Source organism: Polaribacter sejongensis, from assembly GCF_038024065.1.
Lineage (GTDB): Bacteria > Bacteroidota > Bacteroidia > Flavobacteriales > Flavobacteriaceae > Polaribacter > Polaribacter sejongensis.
Genome location: NZ_CP150667.1, coordinates 592,066 through 618,962 on the forward strand (window position 1 = coordinate 592,066; position 26,897 = coordinate 618,962).

The following is a 26,897-nucleotide window of genomic DNA, read 5'->3' on the forward strand; positions in this document are numbered from 1 at the left end:
AGTAACAAGTAAAATAAAATTTAAAAAGGAATGCTGATGGTTTAAAATCATAAGTATTCCTTTTTTTTTATTATTGATTATAGATGTTTTTTTGTAAATATGAAACTAAAATAGTAACTTAGGAGAGTTACTTTTCTGTAACATTATTTATAAACCACTTAAAACTTATAATTATGTTAGCATTTAGAACTGAAATTAGAAACTCACCAAGAGAACAAACTTTAAAAATTTATTTAAGCGACACATCATTAGTCGTAGGATTAAAAAATCTCCTTGAAAACATTAAAGGTGTTCGTATTGTAGAAGTACAAGAAAGTTTTAGTAGAAATAGGGAAGCAGAAAATGTAACAATTTACAGAAAAGAAAAGCACTCTATAAACGCTTTAAAGGAAAAGGTAGATACTTTTTTAGGGATTTACTTTGAGAAGATAATAGTGTAATATTAGTTTTTAAAGACTGTATTTAAAGGCGTATCATTCCAAATAATAAAAAAAATAATAAAAAAGAGAAAAGAAAACAATTATAAGGTTGTATATCAGAAAAATGGAACCATCTTTGCAATATAATTAGTATTATAAATTTAACAACATTATTATGAGTAAAGGTACAGTAAAGTTTTTCAACGACACAAAAGGTTTTGGTTTTATCACTGAAGAAGGAGTAAGCAAAGATCATTTTGTACACGTTTCTGGTTTAATTGATGAAATTAGAGAAGGTGACGAAGTTGAATTCGATTTACAAGAAGGAAACAAAGGTTTAAACGCGGTTAACGTAAAAGTTATCTAAGAAATATACTTAAAGTTTTATAAAAGCCCATCAATTAATTGATGGGCTTTTTTTGTTACTATTTTAAGAATTAAATATTTTAATGTTTTAAAAGGATAAAAAAAGGCTCGCGAATTGCAAGCCTTTTTATTGGTTATTTAGTTTTGTATTTATTAGAATAGCGTTTCCAAAGTTTTGTTTGATGTGTTTCAAGACTGATTTTTCTACCTTGAATAAAAGCATCTGTTAAAATATTAGTTCTCATATCTAAAGCATCACCTTCAGAGACAAACAAGGTAGCATCTTTACCAACTTCTAAGGTTCCAACCATATCATCTATTCCTAAAATCTTAGCAGAATTAGAAGTTAATAATTGCAAAGCTACTTCTTTGTCTAACCCGAATGCAGCAAAAGTACCTGCGTAAAATGGAAGATTTCTAGTATTCATTCTTTCCATTTGACCTTCCATACCAAGTGCAACAACAACACCTTTGTCTGTTAAAACTTTTGCAATTGTGTACGTATAATCGTAAGCATCGTCCTCATTTTCTGGATTTCTATGTGGTCTTTCTAAAACAACTGCTATGTTATTTTTAACTAATAAATCTGCTACTTTATCAGCTTCATCACCATGAACAATTACAATGTTTTCTATTCCTAATTCTTTAATAATAGTAATAGCATCTGTAATTTCTTTTTGTCCATTTACATGAATAAATAATTTCTTACTTCCATCAAATAAACCTTTTGTAGCATCATAAGGTAAATGCATTTTATTTTTATCACCTGCTAAATAGGTTTTAGCATTGGAAAAATAAGATTGAATATCGTTTATTTTTTTAGGATACTCTTTATCTGGTTTTAAAGCAGGATCTTCTCCTAACCACCATCTTCCACTCGTAAAACTACTTGGCCAGTTAATGTGAATTGCATCGTCTGTTTTTATAGCAGCATCTTCCCAGTTCCAAGCATCTAATTGTACCACAGATGAAGTTCCAGAAATAGTACCACCTCTAGGTGTAATTTGTGCCATTAAAACTCCATTCGGGCGCATAGATTCTACCACTTTACTTTCTGCATTATAAGCAACCAAACTTCTAATATGTGGGTTATTTGCTCCAATTTCATCTTCATCATCACTTGCTTTTACAGCATCTATTTCTACCAAACCTATAGAGGCATTTGTAGCGATAAAACCAGGATATACATGTTTTCCTTTGGCATTAATAATGGTTCCTCTTCGAGCTATTTTTGCATTTGCATTTCCAACAAATACAATTTTTCCATTGCTAAACATTACTAAAGCATTTTCTATAATTTTTCCATTTCCTAAATGTGCTGTAGCACCTTCTATAGAATAATCTGTAGTTTGTTTGTCTGCGGGCGTTTGTTGCGCGATGCTATTTCCTACTAAGAAGAAAAATAGCAAACTATATATTATTTTTTTCATTATTATTTAGTTTTATATTTCTTCTAATGTATCGCAGTGAAAATTTCTATCTTTTCTTTTTGCTGGAATTTGAGTTTTTGCTCCTCCCATTTTTTCCTGCAACATCATATTGATTAATTTGCTTTTTTCTTGCTTAATAGCTTCACGTTTTTTGATGTCTTCATTTCTATCAAAGAACACTTTTCCTTCTATAATTGTTTTTTCAACTTTAGCATAAATAGACATTGGGTGATGGCTCCATAAAACAACATCTGCATCTTTACCTATTTTTATACTACCAACACGGTCATTAATATGTAATAATTTTGCAGGGTTAATAGTAACCATATTCCAAGCTTCTAATTCTGTCATTCCGCCGTACTTTACTGTTTTTGCTGCTTCTTGATTTAGTCTTCTAGACATTTCTCTGTCATCAGAATTAATAGCAACAGTAAGACCTTCATTGTGCATAATTGCTGCATTGTATGGTATTGCGTCATTTACTTCGTATTTATATGCCCACCAATCTGAAAATGTAGAAGCACCAATATTGCGATCTTTCATTTTATCAGCAACTTTATAACCTTCTAAAATATGTGTAAATGTATTTATTTTGAAGCCCATTTTATCGGCAACATTCATTAACATATTGATTTCAGATTGTACATAAGAGTGACAAGAAATATGACGTTCTCCGTGTAAAATTTCAACCAAGGTTTCCATTTCAGTATCTATTCTATACGGTTTTCCACTTTTCTTTATAGCATCATATTCATGCGCTCTTGTAAAATAATCTGTAAAAACCTGTTCTACACCCATTCTTGTTTGTGGAAAACGTGTTCCGTTTGTATAACGAGATTGTTTTACATTTTCACCTAAAGCAAATTTTATAAATTTAGGAGAATTTTTATAAATCATCTCATCTGCATTTTCTCCCCATTTTAGTTTGATAATTGCAGAACGACCACCAATAGGGTTTGCAGAACCGTGTAAAATTTGAGAAGTAGTGGTTCCTCCAGAAATATTTCTGTAAATGTTGATGTCATTAGGATCAATTACATCTTCCATAGTAACTTCTGCAGATGAGTTTTGAGCACCTTCATTCACAGCAGAAGCAGCAATATGAGAATGTTCATCTACAATACCAGCTGTTAAATGCTTGCCTGTTCCGTCAATTTCTGTAGCACCTCTAGCACTTAAATTAGAACCAATCTTCTCTATTTTCCCGTCTTTTAAAAGAACATCTGTGTTTTCTAAAACCCCTTCTTTTTCACTTGTCCAAACAGTAACATTTTTAACTAATATTGTTTCTGTTTTAGGTTGTGTATAATTACCGAATCCAATATTAGGGTAACTTACTGGAACTACTGTAATTGCTTTTTCTTCTTTGATTTTTTCCTTTTTTGATTCTTCCTCTTTTTGAATCTTTTTACTGGCAGACCAATAGCTTTTATTTCCTTCGGTATCAAAAGCATCGCCTTGCATTACGTTAGAAGCATTTACAATTTTACCTAGCATTCTTGTAAAATGTTCGTCATCGTTTAATGTGATAGAAACCCAATCATCATTATATGAAAATTTTGACTTAATTTTTTTATCATCAATTTTAATAGTTCCTGTTTGCTTAGCTCCTTTACCTGTAATTGATAAATCGTAGTTTTTGTTATTTACAGATAACATATAATCACCTGTAATATCTTTAATATTCATATCATTAACTACATTTTTAGCTCCCTGAACCCAGTTTTCATAAATGGTAGTTTTAGCCTCAAAAACATCACCAGAAGTAATAATAAAGTTTGCGTAGCTTCCTGTATTTAAGTTTCCAATTGTATTGTTTCCAATTATAGTTGAAGGAATTGTAGTTAATGCAGCTAAGGCTTTCTCCTTCTCAAAACCGTATTTTATCGCTTTCTGTAAGTTTTTATGAAACGTATTTACAGATTTTAAAGTGTGCGTTGTCAATGCAAAATTGACATCGTTTTTAGAAAGTACACTTAAATTAGATGGCGATTGATTCCATTTACGCATGTCTTTTAAAGAAATGTGTTGTGCCAATAAAGGATCTGAAACGTCATAAGCATCACTAAAATTAATTGGAATTATAAAGTTGGCATTTGTTGCTTTTATATCATTAATTCTTTCAAATTCTTCTCCGCTTCCCACAATAGTGTATTGCACACCAAATTCATCACCAACTTTATCTGCTCTTAATGCATCTAAAACAGTAGCAGTTTCAAATATTTGTAATAAATTTTTATTGTTATTAAAGGCTTCTAAAGACAAATCTTTATTTTTCATATTGCCTTTTGCATACCAATCTGCATCATTAAAAACTTGGCGTAATAAAGCCATTGCCCCCATTCTAGAGCTAGGATACGCTTGGGTAGATTTTGCACTTTTATGAAAAGATAAATACTGTGCAGACCTTGTGTTTAAAATTCGATAAGCATCAGATGTATTCGGGTTTAAGGCTATTAATAAACCGTTTCCTTGTACAATTCCGTCATTAGAATGTGTGTTAACAATTCCAAAACCGGCATCAATTAAGCTCTTTGCTTTTTTGTTATCAAACTTAAAGCTATTAATAGGGTTGTTTTCAGGTCTAATATGATCGTTCCAATAATAACCTTCTCGTGTTGGTTCATATTGTGTTGTTCTATTTCTAGATCTCGGTTGACCTTGTGGTTTTGCGATTCCAAAATCAGAATAAATATCAATAAATGAAGGGTAGATTGTTTTTCCTTCTAAATCCATGGTTTTTGTTCCATCAGGAATTTTAACAGATTTACCAATGCTAACAACTTTACCGTCTTTAATTAGTAAAGTTCCTTTTTTTACAATCTTTTTATGTGTTACATAAATAGTTGCATTTGTAAATGCAAAAGTGGTGTTTTTAGTTGTTTTTACTCCGCTATCTGTAGGGAAATATTCTTGCGATTGCATCGAATAAGCCACAAATAAGGAGAAAAATAAGAGTAATTTTCTCATAAAAATTTGAATTTGTTTGAATTAATTTCCTAAAATTAAACAGAACCTTTTTATAAAATGTTAAATTACGTTAATTTAACAAAGTTTTAGGAGTTTAAAGAAGGTATAGAAACCTCAAAATAACTAATAAATAAATCCACCACATAATTATAAGATTGCACACCTTTATCTTGTTTATTGGCTTTTAAATAGACATTATATCCTTTTTTAAGAATTGGCTCAAACGGATTTTTATATTGCTGCCAAAAGGTATAACTCGCACTAAAATCTTTAAGTATTCCTTTATGAACTGTTTTCCAAAGTTCTTGGGATAAATTTTGGTCACGTTTTCTTAATTCAGAAATACAATAGCCCAAAGCCATTCGATAACTTGCATATTTAAAATAAAGATCGTCATTATAATTAGCTGCTAAAAAACCAACAAAATTAGCTTCGTTTTCTGCAGCAAAACCAATTTGATGTGCCATTTCGTGACACGTTGTAGTTGGGTAACTTGTTTTAGGAAGCTTGTCGTTTACCTGTGCTTCACCTGTTAAAGGATTTAGATATCCTGCAGTTCTATTATACGTTTGCAGCAAACTCATTAAAGAACTTTTTACAGATTTATATTGATATTTTAACTGAGGAAAATCTTTAGATAAATTATCATAACCAGAAATTGCCATTGTATACATCTCTTTTTGAGAATACGGATTTTCTACCTTTAAAGTATCATTTTTAGTGATTTTATATTGATACTCATTTAGCTTTTCAATGACATGTGCTGTTACTTTTTGAAGTTGCTCTGTAGTATATTCTTTTTGTTGATAATTTAAGTTTTTCGCCAAAGGCTCTCTGTAATAATTTAAACCCCAAAAGAGATAAAAGCAAAAATAAATGACTGATAAAATGGCTGTAAAATGAACAATTTTTGGAATAAAATTCTTGAAACGTGTTTTTATCAATCTAAATATAAAACGAATAAAAATAAAGAGTCCGAACGCCAATAGTATATCACCAACAGAAAAAGGAATCCAGCCTAAAATAATTCTTAAAAAAGAAGAAATAGGAGGGTAGATTCCGTTTGAATAATATTTCTCTATAAACGCAGGATTTTCTGCAGCCAATTGAATTAATATTATTTGTACTGGAAGTAAAAATGTTAGTAATAAATGTTTTTTATTGATTTTCAAGGATACTATTTTTGTGTAAATAAGCGTTTATATATATTCAAATAAGAGGATATAATAGTTTTTAAAAATCCAAATTTATTGGTAAAAATAACATTTCATTTTAGAAGTTGGCTGGTTATTAACAAGATAATAACATTTTTGTTTACAATAAATGTTCACAAATTAAAGTAAAGTTTAACAAACCAATTTCAACCTAAAAAAGTACCTTTGTAGCAATGGAAAAAACGACTCCTGTAACGGGAAAAAAGATAGATAAATCAAGATTAATTAGTCTTGAGAAAGGCAAGATTCCTCCACAGGCACTGGAGTTAGAAGAAGCTGTGTTGGGTGCAATGATGATTGATAAAAAAGGAATTGATGACGTTATAGACGTTTTAAGTTCAGATGCTTTTTATGATCAAAAACATCAAGAAGTGTATGCGGCTATTTATGAATTATTTCAAAATTCTGAACCCATTGACCTTTTAACTGTATCTAACTTGTTAAAAAAGAATGGAAAACTAGAATTTGTTGGAGGAGATTTCTTTTTAATTCGTTTAACTCAAAAAGTGGCATCTTCTGCACACATTGAGTTCCATGCTAGAATTATTTTACAAAAATTTATTCAACGTAGATTAATTTCAATTTCTAGTGAAATTATAGAAAATGCGTATGATGAAAGTACCGATGTATTTGACTTATTAGATGATGCAGAGGCAAAATTGTTTGAAGTTACACAAGGAAATTTAAAAAAGAGTTCTGAAGATGCAGGCTCTTTAGTAAAACAAGCCTTAGCTAAGATTCAAGAAATTGGGAATCAAGAAGGAATGTCTGGTTTAGCAACTGGTTTTACCAAATTAGATGCGTTAACTTCTGGTTGGCAACCATCCGATTTAGTTATTATAGCTGCACGTCCTGGTATGGGGAAAACGGCATTTGTAATTTCGATGGCGAAGAATATGGCGATTGATTTTGGTCATGGTGTTGCTGTTTTCTCATTAGAGATGTCTTCTGTACAGTTAATTACGCGTATGATTTCTTCGGAAACGGGTTTAACATCAGAAAAATTAAGAAAAGGAAATTTAGAACCACACGAATGGGAACAGTTAAACGTAAAAGTAAAACGTTTGTCTGATGCACCTATTTTTATAGATGATACACCATCTCTTTCTGTATTTGATTTACGTGCAAAAGCACGAAGATTGGTGTCGCAACACGGTGTTAAAATTATTGTAATTGATTATTTACAATTAATGACTGCTGGTGGAAAATCGAATGGAAATCGTGAACAAGAAATCTCTATGATTTCTAGAAACTTAAAAGCTTTAGCAAAAGAATTAGAAGTGCCAGTAATTGCTCTTTCTCAGTTATCTCGTGCGGTAGAAACGCGTGGAGGATCTAAAAGGCCTTTACTTTCTGATTTACGTGAATCTGGAGCAATTGAGCAGGATGCCGATATTGTATCGTTTATTTTCCGTCCAGAATACTACGGAATGACAGAATGGGATGATGATGATCATTCACCATGTGAGGGACAAGGAGAGTTTATCGTTGCGAAACACAGAAATGGTGGTTTAGAAAATATTCGTTTGAAATTTACCGGTCACTTAGCAAAATTCTCAGATTTAGAAGAAGGGTTCAGCTCAGAATTTCAATCATCTATGAATGCAGACTTCCCTGAAGATCCTTTTGCAGGACAAGGTGGAGTAGACCCGAAAGATGCTTTTGGAGGTGCTGATGATGTTCCTTTTTAGTCGATAATCGACATTTAAATAGTAAAGAATTTATAAAATTATAGAAATACACAATTGCTTTAAAGTAATTGTGTATTTTAGTTTTTAGATATGAAGAAGCTTTAATATGTGTACTTATAAAATTTTCACCAAACAAGAACTTTTTTCTAGAGCAGAAGAAGCTAATAGAGATTATTTAAATGGAAATTTTTCTACACAAGAAGATTTTGAAAAAGAAAGTGCAAATTGGTAATATGAAAAAAAACCTAACAATCTTAATATTTCTCTTACTCTCAAACTCAATTTGGGCCTCTTTTATATACGTACCAATGAGTCATGATAATCAAAAAAACCATTTAAAAGCATACGGAATTGTCTATTTTTCATTAGAGGCAGGCTTAAAATCGAAATGGTTATTAAATTATGATGGAGGTGCTTTTTTAATAGAAAACAATAAAATAGCAGAAAATGAATGTAAAATACGTGGAGTTTCTTACCAAATAATTTCAGATGCAAAAGCACAATTAATTTTAGAAGAAATTTCTTCTCCTTCATCGAATCAAGATGCAGTAACTTTAGAAAAAGCACCCAAAATAGCAGTATATTCTCCTAAAGATAAAATGCCTTGGGATGATGCGGTAACTATGGTTTTAACGTATGCTGAAATTCCGTTTGATGTTATTTATGACAAAGAAGTTTTAGAAGATAAGCTACTTTTATATGAGTGGTTGCATTTACATCACGAAGATTTTACGGGGCAATATGGTAAGTTTTACGGTTCTTTTAGAACAGCTCCTTGGTATTTAGAAGCTAAGAAAAACTCAGAAAAAAAAGCTTTAGTATTAGGGTTTTCTAAAGTTTCTGAAGAGAAATTAGCTGTTGCAAAAAAAATAAGAGATTATGTAATTGGTGGTGGTTTTATGTTCGCCATGTGTTCTGCAACCGATAGTTTTGATATTGCTTTATCCGCAGAAGGAGTAGATATTGCTGAGGCAATGTTTGATGGTGATGCTTCTGACTTAAATTATCAATCGAAAATAAATTATAATAAAACCTTTGCTTTTAAGAATTTTCAATTGGTAAAAAATCCAAGTACGTACGAGTTTTCTAATATAGACATGACTGATAAACGTAAAATTCCTAAAACTTCAGATTATTTTTCTTTAGGTGAATTTTCTGCAAAATGGGATCCAGTGCCAACCATGTTAACGCAAAATCATACTGTTTTAGTAAAAGGGTTTATGGGGCAAACTACAGCGTTTAATAGAAATACAGTTAAATCTAATGTTTTGGTTTTAGGTGAAAATAAAACCAATAGAGAGGCTCGTTATATTCATGGAACCAAAGGAAAAGGAATGTTTACTTTTTATGGTGGTCATGATCCAGAAGATTATTCACATAGAGTAAACGATCCAAAAACGGAATTAGATTTACACCCAACTTCACCAGGTTATCGCTTAATTTTAAATAATGTGTTGTTTCCTGCAGCAAAGAAAAAGAAACAAAAAACATAGATTTTTATCATTTTAAAATTCTTCTTTTCATAAAATATCATTTTAATTGATCATAAAGCTGTTTTTGCTTACAATTAATCTTGTAAGTTGCTATTAAAAAAATTACTTTTGTCCAAATTAAAATAACAAAATGCCAACAACACAACAATTACAAGATTTTACGCAACAAGTTCGTAGAGATATATTACGCATGGTTCATAAAGTTAACTCTGGTCACCCAGGTGGATCTTTAGGATGTGCAGAATTTATTACTTGCTTATATCAAGAAGTAATGGACTATTCTACAGATTTTACAATGGACGGAAAGAATGAGGATTTATTCTTCCTTTCAAACGGACATATTTCTCCAGTATTTTATAGTGTTTTGGCGCATAGTGGATTTTTCCCTGTAGAAGAATTATCAACTTTTAGATTGTTAAATTCTCGTTTACAAGGACACCCAACTACGCATGAAGGTTTACCTGGTGTAAGAATTGCTTCTGGATCTTTAGGTCAAGGAATGTCTAATGCTTTAGGTGCTGCACAAGCAAAAAAATTAAATGGAGACGATAAAATAGTGTATAGTTTACATGGTGATGGTGAATTGCAAGAAGGACAGAACTGGGAAGCAATTATGTACGCATCAGCAAAAAAAGTAGACAATATTATTTGTACAATCGATTTAAACGAAAAGCAAATTGATGGAACTACTGATGAAGTTTTAGCAATGGGAAGCATCAGAGCTAAATTTGAAGCTTTTGATTGGGACGTTATTGATGTTGAAAAAGGGAATGATATTGAAGCTATTTTAGCTGGTTTAGCTGAAGCAAAAGCATTAACAGGAAAAGGAAAACCAGTTTGTATTTTATTACATACAGAAATGGGGAATGGTGTAGACTTTATGATGCATACACATGCTTGGCATGGTAAAGCACCTAGTGATGAGCAGTTAGAAAATGCATTGGCTCAAAACCCTGCAACTTTAGGAGATTACTAAGAATTAGCGTCTTTAGATTCTAAAATTAATATATTAAAAAAGCTTTTCGATCTAATTGAAAAGCTTTTTTTATGCTTTTATTTTGATTTCGACTGTAAGAATAGAAGTATATTTACAACTAAAGAATCGTATTTATAGATCTTTACTGTAAATCTTTTAATATTTCAAAAAATTATATGAAAATAGGAATTGTTTGTTACCCAACATTTGGGGGAAGTGGAGTAGTAGCTACGGAATTGGGAATGGCTTTGGCAGATAAAGGACATGAAGTCCATTTTATTACTTATAACCAGCCAGTTCGTTTAGACTTTCTATCTCATAACCTACATTTTCATCAAGTTGTAATAGAAGAATACCCTCTTTTTGAATACCAACCTTATGAATTAGCGCTGTCTAGTAAAATGGTAGAAGTAGTTAAAAAGCATGATTTAGAAGTTTTACATGTACATTATGCAATACCACATGCGTATGCAGCATATATGGCAAAACAAATGTTAAAAGAAAAAGGTTTAGATGTTAGGGTTGTAACTACTTTGCACGGAACAGATATTACTTTGGTAGGTAGTCATCCTACTTATAAAACGGCTGTAGAATTTAGTATTAATAATTCTGATGTAGTTACTGCAGTTTCTAATAATTTAAAAGAAACCACAAATACGTTATTCAATATTACAAAAGATATTAAAGTAATTTATAATTTTATTGATGTTGAAAAATATAATAATGCACATAAAGAAGAGTGTAAAAGAATAGCATTAGCAAAACCAAATGAACGAATTTTTACACACGTAAGTAATTTTAGACCTGTAAAGAGAGTAGAAGATGTTGTTAGAATTTTTAGTGAAGTAAGAAAAGAAATTCCTTCTAAACTATTAATGATTGGTGAAGGGCCAGAAAGAGCAAAAGCAGAAAAAGTTGTAAAAGACTTAAAACTAACAGAAGATGTATTCTTTTTAGGAAACAGTACAGAAGTAGCTAAAATATTATGTTATACAGATGTTTTTCTATTGCCTTCGCAAACAGAAAGTTTTGGTTTAGCTGCTTTAGAAGCAATGGCGGCAGGTACTGCTGTAATATCTACCAATACAGGTGGTTTACCAGAAGTAAATATTCATGGAGAAACTGGTTATTTAAGCAATTTGGGTGATGTAGCAGATATGGCAAAAAATGCGATCTCAATTGTAAAAGATGATATTACTTTAGAAAGGTTTAAGAAAAATGCTAAAAATCATACTAAGCAGTTTTCTTTAGAAAATATATTACCAGTTTATGAAGAAATTTATAAATCTTGTTATAAAAGTAACGTTATATAGATATAAAAAAGCTCAAACATTAATTTGTTTGAGCTTTTTAACTTTTATAATTTATAGAATCTTATTTTCCAAAAAGACCACCTAATAAACCTCCAATTCCTCCAGAGTTTTTATTATCACCACCTAAAAACATTCCAGCAACATCATCTACAACACTTCCATCTCCATCTGCATCTAGTATTTTTTCTAAGAAGCTTTGTTCGTTAGCTGCGTCATTACCACCTAACATTCCGCCTAATAAACCACCTAGTCCAGAAGAATCTGTAACGTTGTTTTCTTTAGATTGTTTTGCTAAAACACCCATTAATATTGGTGCAGCTACTTTTAAAATATTAGCAACAGAACCAGCATCTAAGCCAGATTTCTGACCAATAACTTGCTCAACACCTTGTTGTTTACTTCCTAAAATATGTCCTAATATTCCAGCACCATCTTGTTTTACACTTTCATCTACACCACCATCAAATAAACCTCCAAGGTTGTCTAAGATACTACCATCATGTTTACCCGATAGAGCCCCCATTAATCCAGCAGCACCTTCTGGTGTAGCGGAATTTCTTTCCATAGCTTTCATTAACACTGGTAAAGCCATTGTTAAAACACTACTTGTTTTGCTCGTGTCATTTCCTGTTGACCCAGAAACTCCTGAGATTATTTGTTTTCCTAAATCACTATTTAATATGTCTAAAATACCTGCCATTTTATGTTTTTAATAATTAATATGAATCTTTTCTAAAAATTATGACACAATATACAAATAAAGTCACATATACTTTAATTTTTTTTTTACCTTTCAAAATCTTAATTTTTAAACTATTTAATGAAAAAACTAGCATTACACTGGAAGATTTTAATTGGTATGGTTCTTGGAATTCTTTTCGGTTTCATCATGAACTCTGTTGAAGGAGGTAAAGGTTTTGTTACAGATTGGATAAAACCATTTGGCACCATTTTTATAAACTTATTAAAACTAATTGCAGTACCCCTAATTTTGGCTTCTTTAATTAAAGGAATTTCTGATTTAAAAGATATTTCTAAAATTAAAAAAATGGGAATTAGAACTATGATTATCTACATGTTAACTACTTTGGTTGCTATTGTAATTGGCTTAGGTATTGTAAATGTGGTAAAACCAGGAGTAGGTATGTCTGCAGACACAATAGAGAAGATAAAGGCTAAATATGAAACATCTTCTGATGTTGTAGACAAATTAACAAAAGCGAGTGCACAAAGTAATACAGGACCACTACAGTCTTTAGTAGATATCTTTCCGAGTAATATTTTTACATCATTAAGTGATGCAAGTATGCTTCAAATTATCTTTTTTGCTCTATTTGTTGGAGTTTCTTTATTGTTAATTCCAGAGAAAAAAGCAAAACCATTAATGAATTTCTTTGATTCCTTAAATGAAGTTGTCATGAAAATGGTAGATTTAATTATGCTTTTTGCTCCGTATGCCGTATTTGCGTTATTAGCAAATGTTATTATTGCTTTTGATGATACAGAAATCCTTTTAAAACTTTTAGTTTATGCCCTTTGTGTAGTTGGAGGTTTATTACTAATGATAGGATTCTATCTAATTTTAGTGAGTGTTTATACAAAAAAATCACCTCTTTGGTTTTTAAAACAAATAAGTCCGGCACAATTATTAGCATTTTCAACAAGTTCTAGCGCTGCAACCTTACCAGTAACTATGGAAAGGGTAGAAGAACATTTAGGTGTAGATCCAGAAGTAGCAGGTTTTGTTTTACCAGTAGGAGCCACCATTAATATGGATGGTACAAGTTTATACCAAGCCATTGCAGCAGTTTTTATTATGCAAGTAATATGGCCAGAAGGGCTTACTTTTTCTAATCAGCTTGTTATTGTAGCCACTGCTTTATTAGCTTCTATTGGTTCTGCAGCTGTACCTAGTGCAGGTATGGTTATGTTGGTTATTGTTTTAGAATCGATAGGTTTTCCAGCGGAATTATTACCAATTGGATTGGCGCTTATTTTTGCTGTAGACAGACCTTTAGATATGATGAGAACTACTGTAAATGTAACAGGAGATGCTACTGTAGCTATGATAATTGCTAAGTCTTTAGATAAATTACATGATGATCCTAAACCAAAAGATTGGGATGATAATTATGATGATGTAAAGTAGTTTTCTATAACTTTTCTAACTCTTTAATATGATGTCCTTAAAAATAACAAAACCGATAGTTTCTGTAGGTTGGTTACAAGATAATTTAGAACATAAAAATCTAATTATTTTAGATTGTACGATACCAAAAGTTACTGAAAAGTCAAATACCGTTAAATCTGATGAAAAAACACAGATTAAAGGTGCTATTTTTTTTGATATTAAAAACACTTTTTCTGATGTAAACGGAAAATTTCCGAACACCATTTTATCATCAAAAGAATTTGAATATAAAGCACAAGAATTAGGAATTAATACTGATAGTTTTATTGTTTGTTATGACGATTTAGGAATATATTCTTCACCAAGAGTTTGGTGGATGTTTCAATTAATGGGCTTTACAAACGTTGCTGTTTTAGATGGCGGTTTTCCTGAATGGATTGCAAATAAATACCCTATTGAAAATCAACAAAAGAATTCACGTTCAAAAGGTGATTTTAAGGTGAATTATCAATCAGAAAAAATTAAATTTACAAAAGATATTTTGAATGCAATTAATAATGAAACTATTTTAATTGCTGATGCACGCTCCAAAGGTCGTTTTAATAGTACCGAACCAGAACCTAGAAGTGATGTAAAAGGAGGTCATATACCTAATTCTGTAAGTTTGCCTTTTAGTGAAATTATAGAAAATGGAACATTCAAATCTGAAGCAGCATTAAAAGTTATCTTCAAAGAGATAAACCCAGAAAAGAAACCTTTTATTTTTTCTTGCGGAACAGGAATCACTGCTTCGGTGTTGGCTTTAGGTGCAGAAATATCAGGATCTAAAAACTATGCTGTTTATGATGGTTCTTGGACAGAGTGGGGAAGTACGGAGAATTTACCAATAGAAATTTAAAATAAAATATGATGAACATCAATTGGACAAAAGAAGAATTTCAAACTTACGTATTGTTGTACGCGGCACAAAGTAACTATATAGAAACAGAATCTGAAAGTGAGTATATTTTATCGAAAGTAAATGAAACTTTATTTAATAGGATTCATACAGAGATTGTACATGATAATGATTATCAATCTATGGAGAAAATTAAAACATATTTAGCTGAAAATAAATACACAGATATTGAAAAAGAAAACCTTTTAAAAGATATAAAAAATGTCTTTTTTGCGGATGGTTCTGTAGATGTTTTAGAACGAAATGTATTTCTCTTATTGAAAAAAATTATAGCGTAAAACTAAAAAAGCTTCACAAATTGTGAAGCTTTTTTAGTTTTATATAAAGATTTAGCATCTATTTAGCAGGTAGAATTTTACCTACACATTCTCCAAAACCAATACGCACTTTATCATTTTTACAATGTGCACGCATAATTACAGTATCGTTATCATTTATAAATTTACGTTCTGTACCATCGTTTAACTTAATAGGGTTTTGTCCTCGCCAAGTTAACTCTAACATAGAACCGTAACTATCTTTTGTTGGACCAGAAATAGTACCAGATCCCATTAAATCTCCAGCTTCTACAGGACAACCATTCACAGTATGATGTGCTAATTGCTGTGCCATTGTCCAGTACATATATTTAAAATTAGAATTAGAAACAATAGTTTCTTTTCCGTTTTCTGGTTGTATACCTACTTGTAAATGAATATCGTAACTTCCTTTTCCTTTTTGTTTTAAATACGGTAATGGTTCATGCACTTGTTTAGGGCTTTCTACTCTAAAAGGCTCTAAAGCGTCTAAAGTTACAATCCAAGGAGATATTGTTGATGCAAAACTTTTCCCTAAAAATGGGCCTAATGGCACATATTCCCAAGCTTGAATATCTCTTGCAGACCAATCGTTAAATTGCACCAATCCAAATATATATTCTTCTGTTTCTTCAATCGGAATTCTATCTCCTAAAACGTTTGCATCTGTGGTTATAAAAGCCATTTCTAGCTCAAAATCTAATAATTGAGAAGGTCCAAAACCAGGAGTATTACTTCCTTCTTCAGGTTTTGTTTGTCCGTAAGGTCTTCTAATTTTTGTTCCAGATGGCACTATAGAAGAACTTCTACCGTGATAACCAATAGGTATGTGCAACCAATTTGGTAGCAATGCATTTTCAGGGTCTCTAAACAAAGAACCTACATTAGTAGCGTGTTCTTTACTCGCATAAAAATCTGTATAATCACCTACAGCAACAGGTATCAACATTTCTACTTCGTCCATTCTAAAGATAATTTTATCTTTATGATTGGCATTATCTCTTAAAGATCCATTGGTAACATCAAAAACTTCAGCAATTCTGTTTCTAACCAAACGCCAAGTTTTACGACCATCCGCAATAAAATCATTTAAATTATCTTGTAGAAAAATATCATCCGTTAATGGTATCCCTTCAAAATAACCTAATTGATGAAAAGCACCTAAATCTATAGCAAAATTTCCAATTCTACTACCAATCGTAATGATATCATCTCTTGTGATAAAAACACCAAAGGGTAAGTTTTGTATGGGGAAGTCTGAATCTTTATCTACTTTTAACCAAGATTTTCTATTAGGATTATTTGCTGTTATGATCATTCTTTTGAAATTTATTTTTCATCAAACCTACATAATTTTTTTTCATTTTAAAATAAAAAAACAATTAAAAACGCATTTTTAACAGTACATTTTTAATAAATATACAATTATAATAAAAAATGATAAAATATAGTTAAAACATGTTTTTTACAAATTTGATTTTATTATTTTTGATGCTTCTTTAAAAACAACAACAATGCAAATAGACAACCAAATTTTTGACCTTATACAGGAAGAAAAAGAAAGACAGTTAAATGGATTAGAATTAATCGCTTCAGAAAACTTTGTAAGTGATGATGTTATGAGAGCCCAAGGTTCTATTTTAACTAATAAATACGCTGAAGGATATCCTGGTAAAAGATATTATGGAGGTTGTGAAGTAGTTGATGTTATTGAACAAATTGCTATAGACAGAGCTAAAGAATTATTTGGTGCAGAATATGTAAACGTACAACCTCATTCTGGTTCTCAAGCAAATACAGCTGTTTATGCTGCTTGTTTAAAGCCAGGTGATACGGTTTTAGGATTTGATTTATCTCATGGTGGCCATTTAACTCATGGCTCTCCTGTAAATTTTTCTGGTAAATTATACAATCCTGTTTTTTACGGAGTTGTTAAAGAAACTGGAATTATAGATTACGATCATTTAGCTGCACAAGCTAAAGAGCACAAGCCAAAATTAATTATTGCTGGTGCTTCTGCGTATTCTAGAGATATCGATTTTAAGAAATTTAGAGAAGTTGCAGATAGTGTAGGTGCTATTTTAATGGCAGATATTTCTCATCCTGCTGGTTTAATTGCTAAAGGAATTTTAAACGATCCAATTCCTCATTGTCATATTGTAACTACAACTACCCACAAAACGTTACGTGGACCAAGAGGTGGTATGATTATGATTGGTAAAGATTTTGACAATCCTTTTGGAGAGACTTTAAAAAATGGAAATCCTAAAAAGATGTCTACTTTAATTAATTCTTCTGTTTTTCCTGGAAACCAAGGAGGACCTTTAGAGCACGTTATTGCTGCTAAAGCAGTTGCTTTTGGAGAGGCTTTAACAGATGAGTTTTTAGAATATCAATTACAAGTAAAAGCAAATGCTGCAGAAATGGCTAAAGAATTTGTTGCAAGAGGATATGATATTATCTCTGGCGGAACAGATAACCACTGTATGCTAATAGATTTACGTAATAAAAATATTTCTGGTAAAGATGCAGAAATTGCATTAGGAAAAGCAGATATTACTGTAAATAAAAACATGGTTCCTTTTGATGATAAAAGCCCCTTTGTAACTTCAGGAATCCGTATTGGAACTGCTGCAATTACTACTCGTGGTTTAGAAGAAGAAGATATGAAAGCTGTTGTTAATTTTATTGATGAAGCTATCATAAACGCTGCAAATGAAGATGCTTTACACAAAATTGGTGAGCGTGTTGCACACATGATGAGTGCAAGAAGATTATTCGTAATGTAGAAGGCAATGCCTTCAAATAAGTTATATAATGATCATATCAGTTCGAGTACAAAATAGTATCTAAAACTTATTTGAATACATATAAAAAAAGCATCAAGTTAATTCTTGATGCTTTTTTAGTTTTAAATATATTGTAAAAGTTGTTTACCAACTTTTTACTTCTTTTTCTATGGCTTCACGAGTTTCACCATATTTTTCTTGGATTTCTCCAACTAGTTTATCAAAAGAACCTTCTGCTTCCGTACTCTCATCATTGGTAATACGACCATATTTTTCTTTAAATTCTCCTTTAATTTGTTTCCAATTTCCTTTTGTTGTATCCGAGTTCATATTCATTTCATTTATGTACTACAATAGTACTAGTTAATAATAGTGTAAATTTAGAAAGATTTATAATTGCTTATGAATGCTATCTATTAAAATTTTGACTCATTAGATAAAAGTTATTCTTTTTCTGAACTTTTAATTTTTCCAGCAATTTCATCTGCATCATCAGTCGCACTCTGTATTTGATTTTTTAATTCACCTTTTTCTTTTTTCTTATCAATTTCTGCTACGATACTTTCTTTTTTCTTATCTGAATCTTTTTCATTCTTTTCATCTGTTTTTACGGTTCCTTTTAAAGGATGTAAACCTCTTTCGTGTTTTATAACTGACATATTTTTTAGTTTTTTAGGTTAATACTCACTTCAAAAGTAAAAAATAAGTGAATTTCAGCTTAACTACATTCAGTTAAATAATAACGCATTAGCTATTCATCAACTTCATTAGCACGCTTAATAATGTTTTCTGGGATAGCTTTTTTAGCTTTAGCTCCCATTTTCTTTAACTTTTCTACAGAAGTAATTAAATTCCCTCTTCCTTCAAAAAGCTTGTTCATTGCATTGGAGTATTCGTTTTTACTGTCGTCGATTCGTTTTCCAATTCCGACTAAATCACCTAATAAACCATTAAACTTGTCATATAAAGCACCGGCTTGTCTTGCAATTTCTAAAGCATTTCTTTGTTGCTTCTCATTATTCCACATAGAATCTATGGTTCTTAAAGTGGCCAAAAGAGTAGTAGGAGTTACAATAACAATATTTTTTTCAAATGCTTTATTATATAAATGATTATCATAATTTAGGGCAACAGCAAAAGCAGGCTCTATCGGTATAAAAAGTAAGACAAAATCTGGAGATTCAATTTTATAAATATCTTCATATTTTTTTTCTGATAATTGATGTACATGTCGTTGGAGTGATGCCACATGTGCTTTTAAGAACTGTTCTTTTAAAGTTTCATCTTCTTCATTTATAAACTGCTCATAAGCTGTTAAAGAAACCTTAGAATCTACAATCATTTTTTTATTATCTGGCAAATGAATCACGACATCCGGTAGAATTCTCCTACCATCTTCATTGGTAAAGCTTTGCTGCACATAGTACTCTCTATCTTTCTCTAAACCAGATTTTTCTAAAACTCTTTCTAACACTAATTCCCCCCAATTACCTTGCATTTTATTATCGCCTTTTAAGGCTTTGGTAAGGTTTAAGGTTTCTTTACTCATTTGTTGGTTTAGCTCTTTTAAACCTAAAATTTGCTGACGTAAAGCAGCGTGATAATCGATACTTTCTTTGTGTGTTTTATCTACTTTATCTTCAAAAACTTTAATCTTTTCTTGTAGTGGATTTAAGATTATTTTTAAGTTTTCTTGATTCTGTTGTGTAAATTTTGATGATTTTTCTTCTAAAATTTTATTGGCTAATACTTCAAAATTATTGGTGAATTTTTCTTGTAATTTTTCAACCTCATTTTTATTATGCGCTAGCTTTTCTTCTACATTTTTAAATTCTGTTTCTAAACGTGTTTTATCAGAAATTAAAATTTCTTTTTCTTTTTGAACGTGTCTTAATTCACCTTGTAAATCATCAATTGTAATTTCTGTATTTTTAAGTGTTTCATTTAGTTTAGAAACTTCAAATTCTAATAGAGATTTTTCCTTTTCAGAATCTCCTTTTGCTTTTTCAAATTTTAATTTGGTTAATAGTTTGCCTATTAAGAATCCTACAAGGCTAAATATCAGTGCAATTAAGAAGTAAATTATCATTTCGTTCATCATATCAAATTAAGTTCATAAATTTATCATTTTAAACGCTAACAAAAAACTTCTAAATCAGCATTTTTTAATGCTATCTTTATATATGAAAACAATTGCAAGGTTTATATTATTTACCATATTAGGATGGAAACTAGAAAACGATTTTCCTAAAGAACCTAAAAAATATGTTGTTATTGCAGCACCACATACAAGTTGGTTAGATTTTCCAATAGCAATTTTATCTAGAATGTCTTCTGGAACTATGGTTCACTTTATTGGTAAATCTTCTCTTTTTAAAGGTCCGTTTGGCTTTTTCTTTAAAATGTTAGGAGGAACACCTGTAGACAGAACTAAAAGCACAAATATGGTAGATGCCGTTATTGATGTGTTTAATAATAAGGAAGAATTCAGGTTAGGAATTTCGCCTGAAGGAACCAGAAAAAAAGTAGATAAATGGAAAACAGGGTTCTACTATATTGCAAAAGGAGCAAATGTTCCTATTGTTATGGCAACCTTAGACTTTAAAAATAAGAAGATAAAAATATCTAATCCTTATTATACAACAGCAAGTATAGATGCTGATTTTGAGGTGTTTCACTCATTCTTTAAAGACGTAAAGGGGAAAAACCCTGAATTATTTTAATTATTTGGTTTGTTTTATAAAAAAGATTATATTTGTGTGTTACATATAATTATTGATAGAGATTAGGGGCTTTATTTTTAAGAAATATGTTACGCAAATAGTATCATGCTATGATATGGAGTCTTCAGGATACTGAAGACTCTTTTTTTTATGCAAACTTCACCGAAATTTTCTCTGCAATTCCTACAATTACTTCTGTTGCTTTCACCATAGATTCTACAGGTACATACTCATATCTACCATGAAAATTATGTCCGCCAGCAAAAATATTAGGACAAGGCAAACCTTTAAATGATAATTGGGAACCATCTGTACCACCACGAATCGCTTTAATTAAAGGTGTAATTCCTAAATCTGTCATTACTTCTTCTGCAATATCTACAATATGCATTACTGGAGTAATTTTTTCTTTCATATTAAAGTACTGATCCTTAATAGTTACTTCAATTAAATCTTGATTGTATCTTGTATTAAAATCTAACGCAATTTTGTGCATTAAACTTTTTCTTTTTTCAAATAAATCTAAATCATGATCTCTTACAATGTATTCTAAAACAGTTTTTTCTACATTTCCATTGATATCATGTAAATGGAAAAAACCTTCATAACCTTCTGTTCTTTGCGGAATCTCGTTTGTTGGAAGCGCTGTAATAAATTCATTAGCAATTAGCATAGAATTGATCATTTTACCTTTTGCATATCCTGGATGTACAATTTTACCAGTAATGGTTACTATTGCTCCGGCAGCATTAAAATTCTCATATTCTAATTCTCCAATCTGACTTCCATCCATGGTGTAAGCCCATTCTGCACCAAATTTATCAACATCAAACATGTGTGCACCTTTACCAACTTCTTCATCTGGTGTAAAACAAATTCTAATTTTACCGTGTTTAATTTCTGGATGCTGAATTAGATATTCCATCGCGGTTACAATTTCTGTTACTCCGGCTTTATCATCTGCACCTAGAAGGGTAGTACCATCCGTTGTAATAATCGTTTGACCTTTATACTGTAATAAATCATCAAAATAATCTGGAGATAAAACGATGTTTTCCTCTACATTTAAAATAATATTATTGCCTTGATAATTTTCTACAATTTGAGGTTTTACATTTTTACCTGTAAAATCTGGACTCGTATCTATATGCGCAACAAAACCAATAGTTGGCACTTCATAATCTAAATTACTTGGTAAAGTTGCCATAATGTAGCAATTGGCATCTAAATCTACCTCTTTCATACCAATTTGTTTTAGTTCTTCGACTAATACATTGGCTAAATCCCATTGTTTTTCAGTACTCGGAAAAGCAGGATTGTTAGGGTCTGACTCTGTGTCAATCGTTACGTATTTTATAAATCTATCGGTAATATGTTGTTTTTCAATCATTTTATTGAATGTTTTTAATTTTTTCCATCAATGCAAGTGCGTTGCATAATCTTTTATTCACTAAATAATCTCCATAAACTTCTGCCTTTGCAAGTATAAAGTTCTGGTCGTTTATTTTAATAAATACATGGCAAACTTGGTAATCAAATTTTCCTTTTTTACCTTTTGAAACTGTGTAATAAGAAGGCTTTTCTAAAAAAGTAGTCTCTTCAGATTTTATGTTGATAAGACTTTTTGATATCTCTTCTTGCTCTCGTTCTTGTTTAAAAGACGTATCAAAATTAATGCTTTTATTGATAAATGTAACATCTAAAAGCAAAGATTCTGTTAATTGTTTGGTAGTATCTGCTGTATAAATAGAAGATTGTATATTCTAAAAGCAAAGATTCTGTTAATTGTTTGGTAGTATCTGCTGTATAAATAGAAGATTGTATATCGTCATAATACAAGTTTGTTTTCCATGATTTTGGTAACTCAAGAGAAAACAAATTTTTAACGTCTTTTACTTCTTCTAAGTCCTTAAAAGTAGTGGGTTTACAATTAAAATGCTTATGAATTTCTGTTTGATGTGAACAAGAAAAAAAGACCAGTGAAGCGAGTATTATGAAAAGAATATTCTTCATGAAAAATATTTAGAGATATTAAAGGTAACTTTATTTTAAAATTGGTTTTAAAACAGTCCAAACATTTTTAGCCAATATTTGATGTCCTTCTTTTGTAGGATGAATACCGTCTTTTTGATTTAAATCTGAGATACCTCCTACATTTTCTAATAAAAAAGGAATTAAATACAAATCGTTTCTTGTTGCTAAATCAGGAAACATATTTTTAAATTCAGTAGTATATTCTTGTCCCATATTTGGTGGAATTTGCATTCCGGCTAATACAATAATTGTTTCTGGATATTTCTCTTTTACAGCATCTATAATATCTTGTAAATTCTCTTTAGATTGTTTTAAAGGCACACCTCTTAAACCATCATTTGCACCTAATTCTAATATAAAAATAGTAGGTTTTTGATTCAGCACCCAATCAATTCTGTTTTTTCCGCCAGATGTAGTTTCTCCACTAACGCCAGAATTTACAATGCTATAATTCAACTGTAAAGAGTCTATTTTCTGCTGAATAATTCCTGGGAAAGCATCGTTTACATCTTCTAAACCATAACCTGCCGTTAAACTATCACCAAAAAATACAATTGTTTTTACACTACTATTTTCAGTCTGATTGGTTTCAGTTTTAGAAGTGGTTGTTTCTAGAGTTGTTGCCTTTTTAGAAGTATCTTGTTTGCAAGAAAACATGAATATCAGTAAAAAAATACAACAAAATTTTAAGAAAACCTTTTGAGATATATGGTTGATATGTATAAGCAATTGATTATTTTTCAACATCGGAATATTTTAGTAAAAAATTAAATAAAAGTAATGTCAAATATATTAAAGATTAATGATTTAGAGAAAACTTATACGAGCGGTTCTAAAAAATTAACAGTAATTAGCAATATCTCGTTTGAAGTAGAAAAAGGAAGTATTTTTTCTATTGTTGGGCCTTCTGGAAGTGGAAAAACGACTTTATTAGGTTTGTGTGCAGGTTTAGATTATCCAACTGCTGGAACTATTGAGTTGTGCGGCACTTCTTTACAAGATTTGAATGAAGATGAACGTGCGGCATTACGTAATAAAGAAGTCGGATTTATTTTTCAGAATTTTCAATTATTACCTACGTTAACTGCTTTAGAAAATGTGATTGTTCCTTTAGAATTACAAGGTGAAAAAAATGCGGCAAAATTTGGAACAGCTTTGTTAGAGAAAGTAGGATTGGAAAGTCGTTTACATCATTATCCATCGCAATTGTCTGGTGGAGAGCAACAAAGAGTTGCTTTGGCAAGGGCGTTTGCTAACAGACCTTCTATTTTATTTGCAGATGAACCAACTGGTAATTTAGATGAAGAAACTGGCGAAAAGGTCATTCAATTATTGTTTGAATTGAACAAAGAAGCGGGCACTACTTTAATTATTATTACACACGATTTAGATTTAGCAAACAGAACGCAACAGATTTTACGATTAAAAGGTGGTAAGATTATTTCTAACGAAAAAACCAACACTATTAATGCGTAAAATGACTTCAAAATTAAATTTTAAGTGGCTATTAAAAATGGCTTGGAGAGACGGAAAAGCAAGCCTTTCTAGGTTAATGCTTTTTATGGCATCTATTATTTTAGGTATTGCAGCCGTGGTTTCTATTCAGTTATTTAGTGACAATTTAAAGCAAAACATAAAGCTACAGTCGAAATCCTTAATGGGGGCCGATTTTATTATTGATAGCAAACAAATACCATCAGAAAAAGTACAAGCAATTATAGATTCTTTAGGCGCAGATGCATCTGAAGTCAACTTTGTTTCTATGGCTGCTTTCCCTAAAAATGATGGGACAAAATTAGTGAAAGTTAGGGCTATGGAAGGTGATTTTCCGTTTTACGGAGATTTATCTACCGAACCTGAAAATGCTGGTACAAAATATCAAGAATTAGGAGGCGCTTTGGTAGATGCTACCTTGCTTTTACAATATAATATAAACCCAGGAGATTCTATTAAATTAGGTAAAACTACGTTTGAAATTATTGGTGCTTTAAAATCAATTCCGGGTAGTACAGCAATTTCTTCTTCTGTAGCTCCAGCGGTATTAATTCCGTTTCGCTTTGTTGAAGAAACTGGGTTATTACAATTAGGAAGCAGAAAAGAATACCAATATTTTTTCGAAGATCCTACAATGGATTTAGTTACTTTAGAGAACAAAATAGATCCTATTCTTAAAACAGAAAATGCAGATTTAGATACGCATACAGGTACCAGTGAACGCTTAGGCAGAAGGTACGATAATGTGAGTCGCTTTTTAAATTTAGTTGCTTTTATTGCCCTTTTATTAGGTTGTATTGGTATTGCAAGTTCTGTGCATATTTACATTAAAGAAAAGCTTAAAAATGTAGCCGTTTTAAAATGTTTAGGAGCTTCTAGAAAACAAACTTTTTTAATTTATTTGATCCAAATTATCGGAATTGGGTTGATTGGCGGTTTAATTGGTGCTGTTATTGGAGTTAGTTTACAATATGCTTTTCCGTATCTATTACAAGATTTTTTACCTTTTGACGTTGCTATTTCAATTTCTGCACAACCTATATTAATGGGAGTTACTTTAGGTGTTTTAATGTCGGTTTTATTTGCATTATTACCTTTGTTAGGCACTTGGTATGTATCACCTTTAGAGGTTTTAAGAGGTTCTGAAGACAATTTACAAAAACCTAAAAAAGCACGAATTGCAGTAGTATTCTTAATTCTACTTTTTATCTATTTATTTTCTTTTTGGATGTTAAAAGATGCCGTAAACGGATTGATTTTTACCGCAGGTATTTTTATCACATTTGCAATTATGGCAGGTGTTGCTAACCTTTTCATCAAATTGATTAAAAAATTCTTCCCAAGTTCTTGGGGATATACAAAGCGTCAAAGTTTATTGAACTTATTTAGACCGAATAACCAAACAATGGTGCTTGTTTTAGCCATCGGATTGGGAACTTTTCTAATAAGTACGTTATACTTTACGAAGGATATTTTATTAGCAAAAACATCCATAGAAAATAAAAAGGATGATGCTAATATCATTCTAATGGATATTCAACAAAAACAAGAAACAGCTATTTTAGAAACTTTTACCAGCAAAGGATTGGAAGTAATTGATAACATACCAATTATTACCATGCGCATGCAAAGTATTCAGGGTAAAACAGTAAATGAGATTCGGAAAGATTCTACTGTTAAAATGAAAAAATGGATTTTAAACAGAGAATTTAGAGTTACCTACAGAGAAGAATTAGCTGAAACCGAAGAGATTGTAGAAGGTGAGTGGATAGGAAAATTTATAAATGGAAATCCTATAAATATTTCTATATCCGATAATTTTGCTGAAGATGCCAATTTAAAAATAGGAGATCCAATTGTTTTTAACATTCAAGGTGTGTTGATGGAAACAGTTGTAGGAAGCATCAGAAAAGTAGATTGGAGTAGTATGAAAGTCAATTTTATGATTTTGTTTCCAACGGGAGTTTTAGAAAATGCACCTCAATTTAATGTAATGACGACGCACGTGCCAAATAAAGAAGGTTCTGCGGATTTACAGAGAGCATTGGTGCAAGAGTTTCCAAATGTTACTATTTTAGATTTGCGTCAGGTTTTTACACTTGTAGAAGATATTTTAGATAAAATCTCTTGGATTATTAATTTTATGGCATTTTTTAGCATTTTAACTGGTTTAATTGTGCTGATTGGTTCTGTTAGAAATAGTAAATACCAACGAATTAAAGAAAGTGTTTTACTAAGAACATTAGGTGCAAAAAGCAAACAGATTTTGCAAATTACAGCTTTAGAATATGTGTATTTAGGTATTTTGGGTAGTTTAACTGGTATTTTATTATCTTTAGTTGGTAGTCAATTATTAGCTACTTTTATATTTAAAGAACCATTTATACCATCTGCAATTCCGTTTTTAGTTTTTCTACCAGGAATTACATTTTTAGTTGTGGTGATTGGTTTGAGTAATTTAAAATCGGTTTTAAAAAGTCCACCTTTGGAGGTATTGAGGAAAGAGGCATAGTGTGTCACTTGTTGAAGTTGTGTTTATTAGTTTTTAGATTCTAAACGAGTTCTCGATACAATTTTTCAAAAAAGAAAAATCACTCGAA

At 30.9% G+C, this 26,897-nt stretch carries 25 protein-coding genes; 14 read left to right on the forward strand and 11 right to left on the reverse strand.

Translation table 11 applies throughout. The features are described 5' to 3' along the window. Positions 1-173 precede the first annotated feature (173 nt). A complete protein-coding gene (locus tag WHD08_RS02115; protein WP_165731163.1) occupies positions 174-440 on the forward strand; it encodes a hypothetical protein in 267 nt (88 codons plus the stop codon). 154 nt (positions 441-594) lie between these two features. Next, positions 595-786: a cold-shock protein gene (locus WHD08_RS02120; RefSeq protein ID WP_068448022.1), complete on the forward strand. Its 192-nt coding sequence runs from the start codon at positions 595-597 to the stop codon at positions 784-786. A 133-nt stretch (positions 787-919) separates the two neighbouring features. Here the strand turns inward: WHD08_RS02120 and WHD08_RS02125 are convergent, their stop codons facing one another. From WHD08_RS02125 to WHD08_RS02135, 3 genes are all read right to left on the reverse strand, one after another. Beyond that, positions 920-2,215: an amidohydrolase family protein gene (locus WHD08_RS02125; RefSeq protein ID WP_208889404.1), complete on the reverse strand. Its 1,296-nt coding sequence runs from the start codon at positions 2,213-2,215 to the stop codon at positions 920-922. Positions 2,216-2,227: 12 nt separating this feature from the next. Next, entirely contained in the window at positions 2,228-5,185 is a 2,958-nt protein-coding gene (locus tag WHD08_RS02130; protein WP_208889403.1) for an amidohydrolase family protein, read from the reverse strand. Between the two features lie 86 nt (positions 5,186-5,271). Then, on the reverse strand, positions 5,272-6,357 hold the full coding sequence (locus WHD08_RS02135) for a DUF3810 domain-containing protein (protein WP_208889402.1): 1,086 nt from the start codon (positions 6,355-6,357) through the stop codon (positions 5,272-5,274). Between the two features lie 215 nt (positions 6,358-6,572). Here WHD08_RS02135 and dnaB point away from each other — a divergent pair, with 215 nt between their 5' ends. From dnaB to bshA, 5 genes are all read left to right on the forward strand, one after another. After that, positions 6,573-8,090, forward strand: a complete 1,518-nt coding sequence (gene dnaB, locus WHD08_RS02140; RefSeq protein WP_165731166.1) for a replicative DNA helicase — start codon at positions 6,573-6,575, stop codon at positions 8,088-8,090. A gap of 106 nt (positions 8,091-8,196) precedes the next feature. Then, a complete protein-coding gene (locus tag WHD08_RS02145) occupies positions 8,197-8,322 on the forward strand; it encodes a hypothetical protein (RefSeq protein ID WP_261973193.1) in 126 nt (41 codons plus the stop codon). A 76-nt stretch (positions 8,323-8,398) separates the two neighbouring features. Then, positions 8,399-9,583, forward strand: coding sequence for an asparagine synthetase B (locus WHD08_RS02150; protein WP_208889401.1), 1,185 nt, complete (start codon positions 8,399-8,401; stop codon positions 9,581-9,583). A 130-nt stretch (positions 9,584-9,713) separates the two neighbouring features. Further along, positions 9,714-10,559 (forward strand): transketolase, encoded by an 846-nt coding sequence (locus tag WHD08_RS02155; RefSeq protein WP_165731168.1) that lies wholly within the window; start codon positions 9,714-9,716, stop codon positions 10,557-10,559. A 176-nt stretch (positions 10,560-10,735) separates the two neighbouring features. Further along, on the forward strand, positions 10,736-11,872 hold the full coding sequence (gene bshA, locus WHD08_RS02160; protein ID WP_208889400.1) for an N-acetyl-alpha-D-glucosaminyl L-malate synthase BshA: 1,137 nt from the start codon (positions 10,736-10,738) through the stop codon (positions 11,870-11,872). 61 nt (positions 11,873-11,933) lie between these two features. On the opposite strand, the gene WHD08_RS02165 is transcribed toward bshA, so the two are convergent. Beyond that, positions 11,934-12,572 carry a DUF937 domain-containing protein gene (locus WHD08_RS02165; RefSeq protein WP_208889399.1) on the reverse strand — a complete coding sequence of 213 codons (639 nt, stop codon included), beginning with the start codon at positions 12,570-12,572 and terminating at the stop codon, positions 11,934-11,936. A 120-nt stretch (positions 12,573-12,692) separates the two neighbouring features. Here WHD08_RS02165 and WHD08_RS02170 point away from each other — a divergent pair, with 120 nt between their 5' ends. The 3 genes from WHD08_RS02170 to WHD08_RS02180 are packed head-to-tail and all read left to right on the forward strand — an operon-like array spanning position 12,693 to position 15,239. Continuing rightward, a complete protein-coding gene (locus tag WHD08_RS02170; protein WP_165731171.1) occupies positions 12,693-14,021 on the forward strand; it encodes a dicarboxylate/amino acid:cation symporter in 1,329 nt (442 codons plus the stop codon). Between the two features lie 28 nt (positions 14,022-14,049). Further along, positions 14,050-14,901 (forward strand): sulfurtransferase, encoded by an 852-nt coding sequence (locus WHD08_RS02175; RefSeq protein ID WP_208889398.1) that lies wholly within the window; start codon positions 14,050-14,052, stop codon positions 14,899-14,901. Positions 14,902-14,909: 8 nt separating this feature from the next. Next, a complete protein-coding gene (locus tag WHD08_RS02180; RefSeq protein ID WP_208889397.1) occupies positions 14,910-15,239 on the forward strand; it encodes a hypothetical protein in 330 nt (109 codons plus the stop codon). 58 nt (positions 15,240-15,297) lie between these two features. Here the strand turns inward: WHD08_RS02180 and fahA are convergent, their stop codons facing one another. Beyond that, the gene (gene fahA, locus WHD08_RS02185) at positions 15,298-16,575 is read right to left on the reverse strand and encodes a fumarylacetoacetase (RefSeq protein WP_208889396.1); all 1,278 of its coding nucleotides are present in this window, start codon (positions 16,573-16,575) and stop codon (positions 15,298-15,300) included. 196 nt (positions 16,576-16,771) lie between these two features. Between fahA and glyA the strand changes: the two genes are divergently transcribed. Then, positions 16,772-18,046, forward strand: coding sequence for a serine hydroxymethyltransferase (gene glyA / locus WHD08_RS02190; RefSeq protein WP_165731175.1), 1,275 nt, complete (start codon positions 16,772-16,774; stop codon positions 18,044-18,046). 144 nt (positions 18,047-18,190) lie between these two features. Here glyA and WHD08_RS02195 read toward each other — a convergent pair whose 3' ends face one another. The 3 genes from WHD08_RS02195 to rmuC form a co-directional block, all read right to left on the reverse strand. After that, entirely contained in the window at positions 18,191-18,376 is a 186-nt protein-coding gene (locus WHD08_RS02195; protein ID WP_165731176.1) for a CsbD family protein, read from the reverse strand. A 113-nt stretch (positions 18,377-18,489) separates the two neighbouring features. Next, entirely contained in the window at positions 18,490-18,705 is a 216-nt protein-coding gene (locus tag WHD08_RS02200; RefSeq protein WP_165731177.1) for a hypothetical protein, read from the reverse strand. Positions 18,706-18,797: 92 nt separating this feature from the next. Next, positions 18,798-20,144, reverse strand: coding sequence for a DNA recombination protein RmuC (gene rmuC / locus WHD08_RS02205; protein ID WP_165731285.1), 1,347 nt, complete (start codon positions 20,142-20,144; stop codon positions 18,798-18,800). An 85-nt stretch (positions 20,145-20,229) separates the two neighbouring features. Here rmuC and WHD08_RS02210 point away from each other — a divergent pair, with 85 nt between their 5' ends. Further along, positions 20,230-20,769, forward strand: a complete 540-nt coding sequence (locus WHD08_RS02210) for a 1-acyl-sn-glycerol-3-phosphate acyltransferase (protein ID WP_165731178.1) — start codon at positions 20,230-20,232, stop codon at positions 20,767-20,769. Positions 20,770-20,917: 148 nt separating this feature from the next. Here WHD08_RS02210 and pepT read toward each other — a convergent pair whose 3' ends face one another. The 3 genes from pepT to WHD08_RS02225 all read right to left on the reverse strand — a co-directional run bounded on the left by pepT (position 20,918) and on the right by WHD08_RS02225 (position 23,460). Beyond that, positions 20,918-22,159: a peptidase T gene (gene pepT, locus WHD08_RS02215; protein WP_208889395.1), complete on the reverse strand. Its 1,242-nt coding sequence runs from the start codon at positions 22,157-22,159 to the stop codon at positions 20,918-20,920. Between the two features lies 1 nt (position 22,160). Beyond that, positions 22,161-22,478: a hypothetical protein gene (locus WHD08_RS02220; RefSeq protein ID WP_208889394.1), complete on the reverse strand. Its 318-nt coding sequence runs from the start codon at positions 22,476-22,478 to the stop codon at positions 22,161-22,163. 334 nt (positions 22,479-22,812) lie between these two features. Beyond that, complete coding sequence (locus WHD08_RS02225) at positions 22,813-23,460, reverse strand: arylesterase (RefSeq protein ID WP_244183268.1); 648 nt, start codon at positions 23,458-23,460, stop codon at positions 22,813-22,815. Between the two features lie 123 nt (positions 23,461-23,583). Here WHD08_RS02225 and WHD08_RS02230 point away from each other — a divergent pair, with 123 nt between their 5' ends. Together WHD08_RS02230 and WHD08_RS02235 are read left to right on the forward strand one after the other, a co-directional pair. Continuing rightward, on the forward strand, positions 23,584-24,279 hold the full coding sequence (locus WHD08_RS02230) for an ABC transporter ATP-binding protein (protein WP_208889392.1): 696 nt from the start codon (positions 23,584-23,586) through the stop codon (positions 24,277-24,279). A 37-nt stretch (positions 24,280-24,316) separates the two neighbouring features. Continuing rightward, entirely contained in the window at positions 24,317-26,809 is a 2,493-nt protein-coding gene (locus WHD08_RS02235; protein ID WP_208891245.1) for an ABC transporter permease, read from the forward strand. Positions 26,810-26,897: the final 88 nt, after the last annotated feature.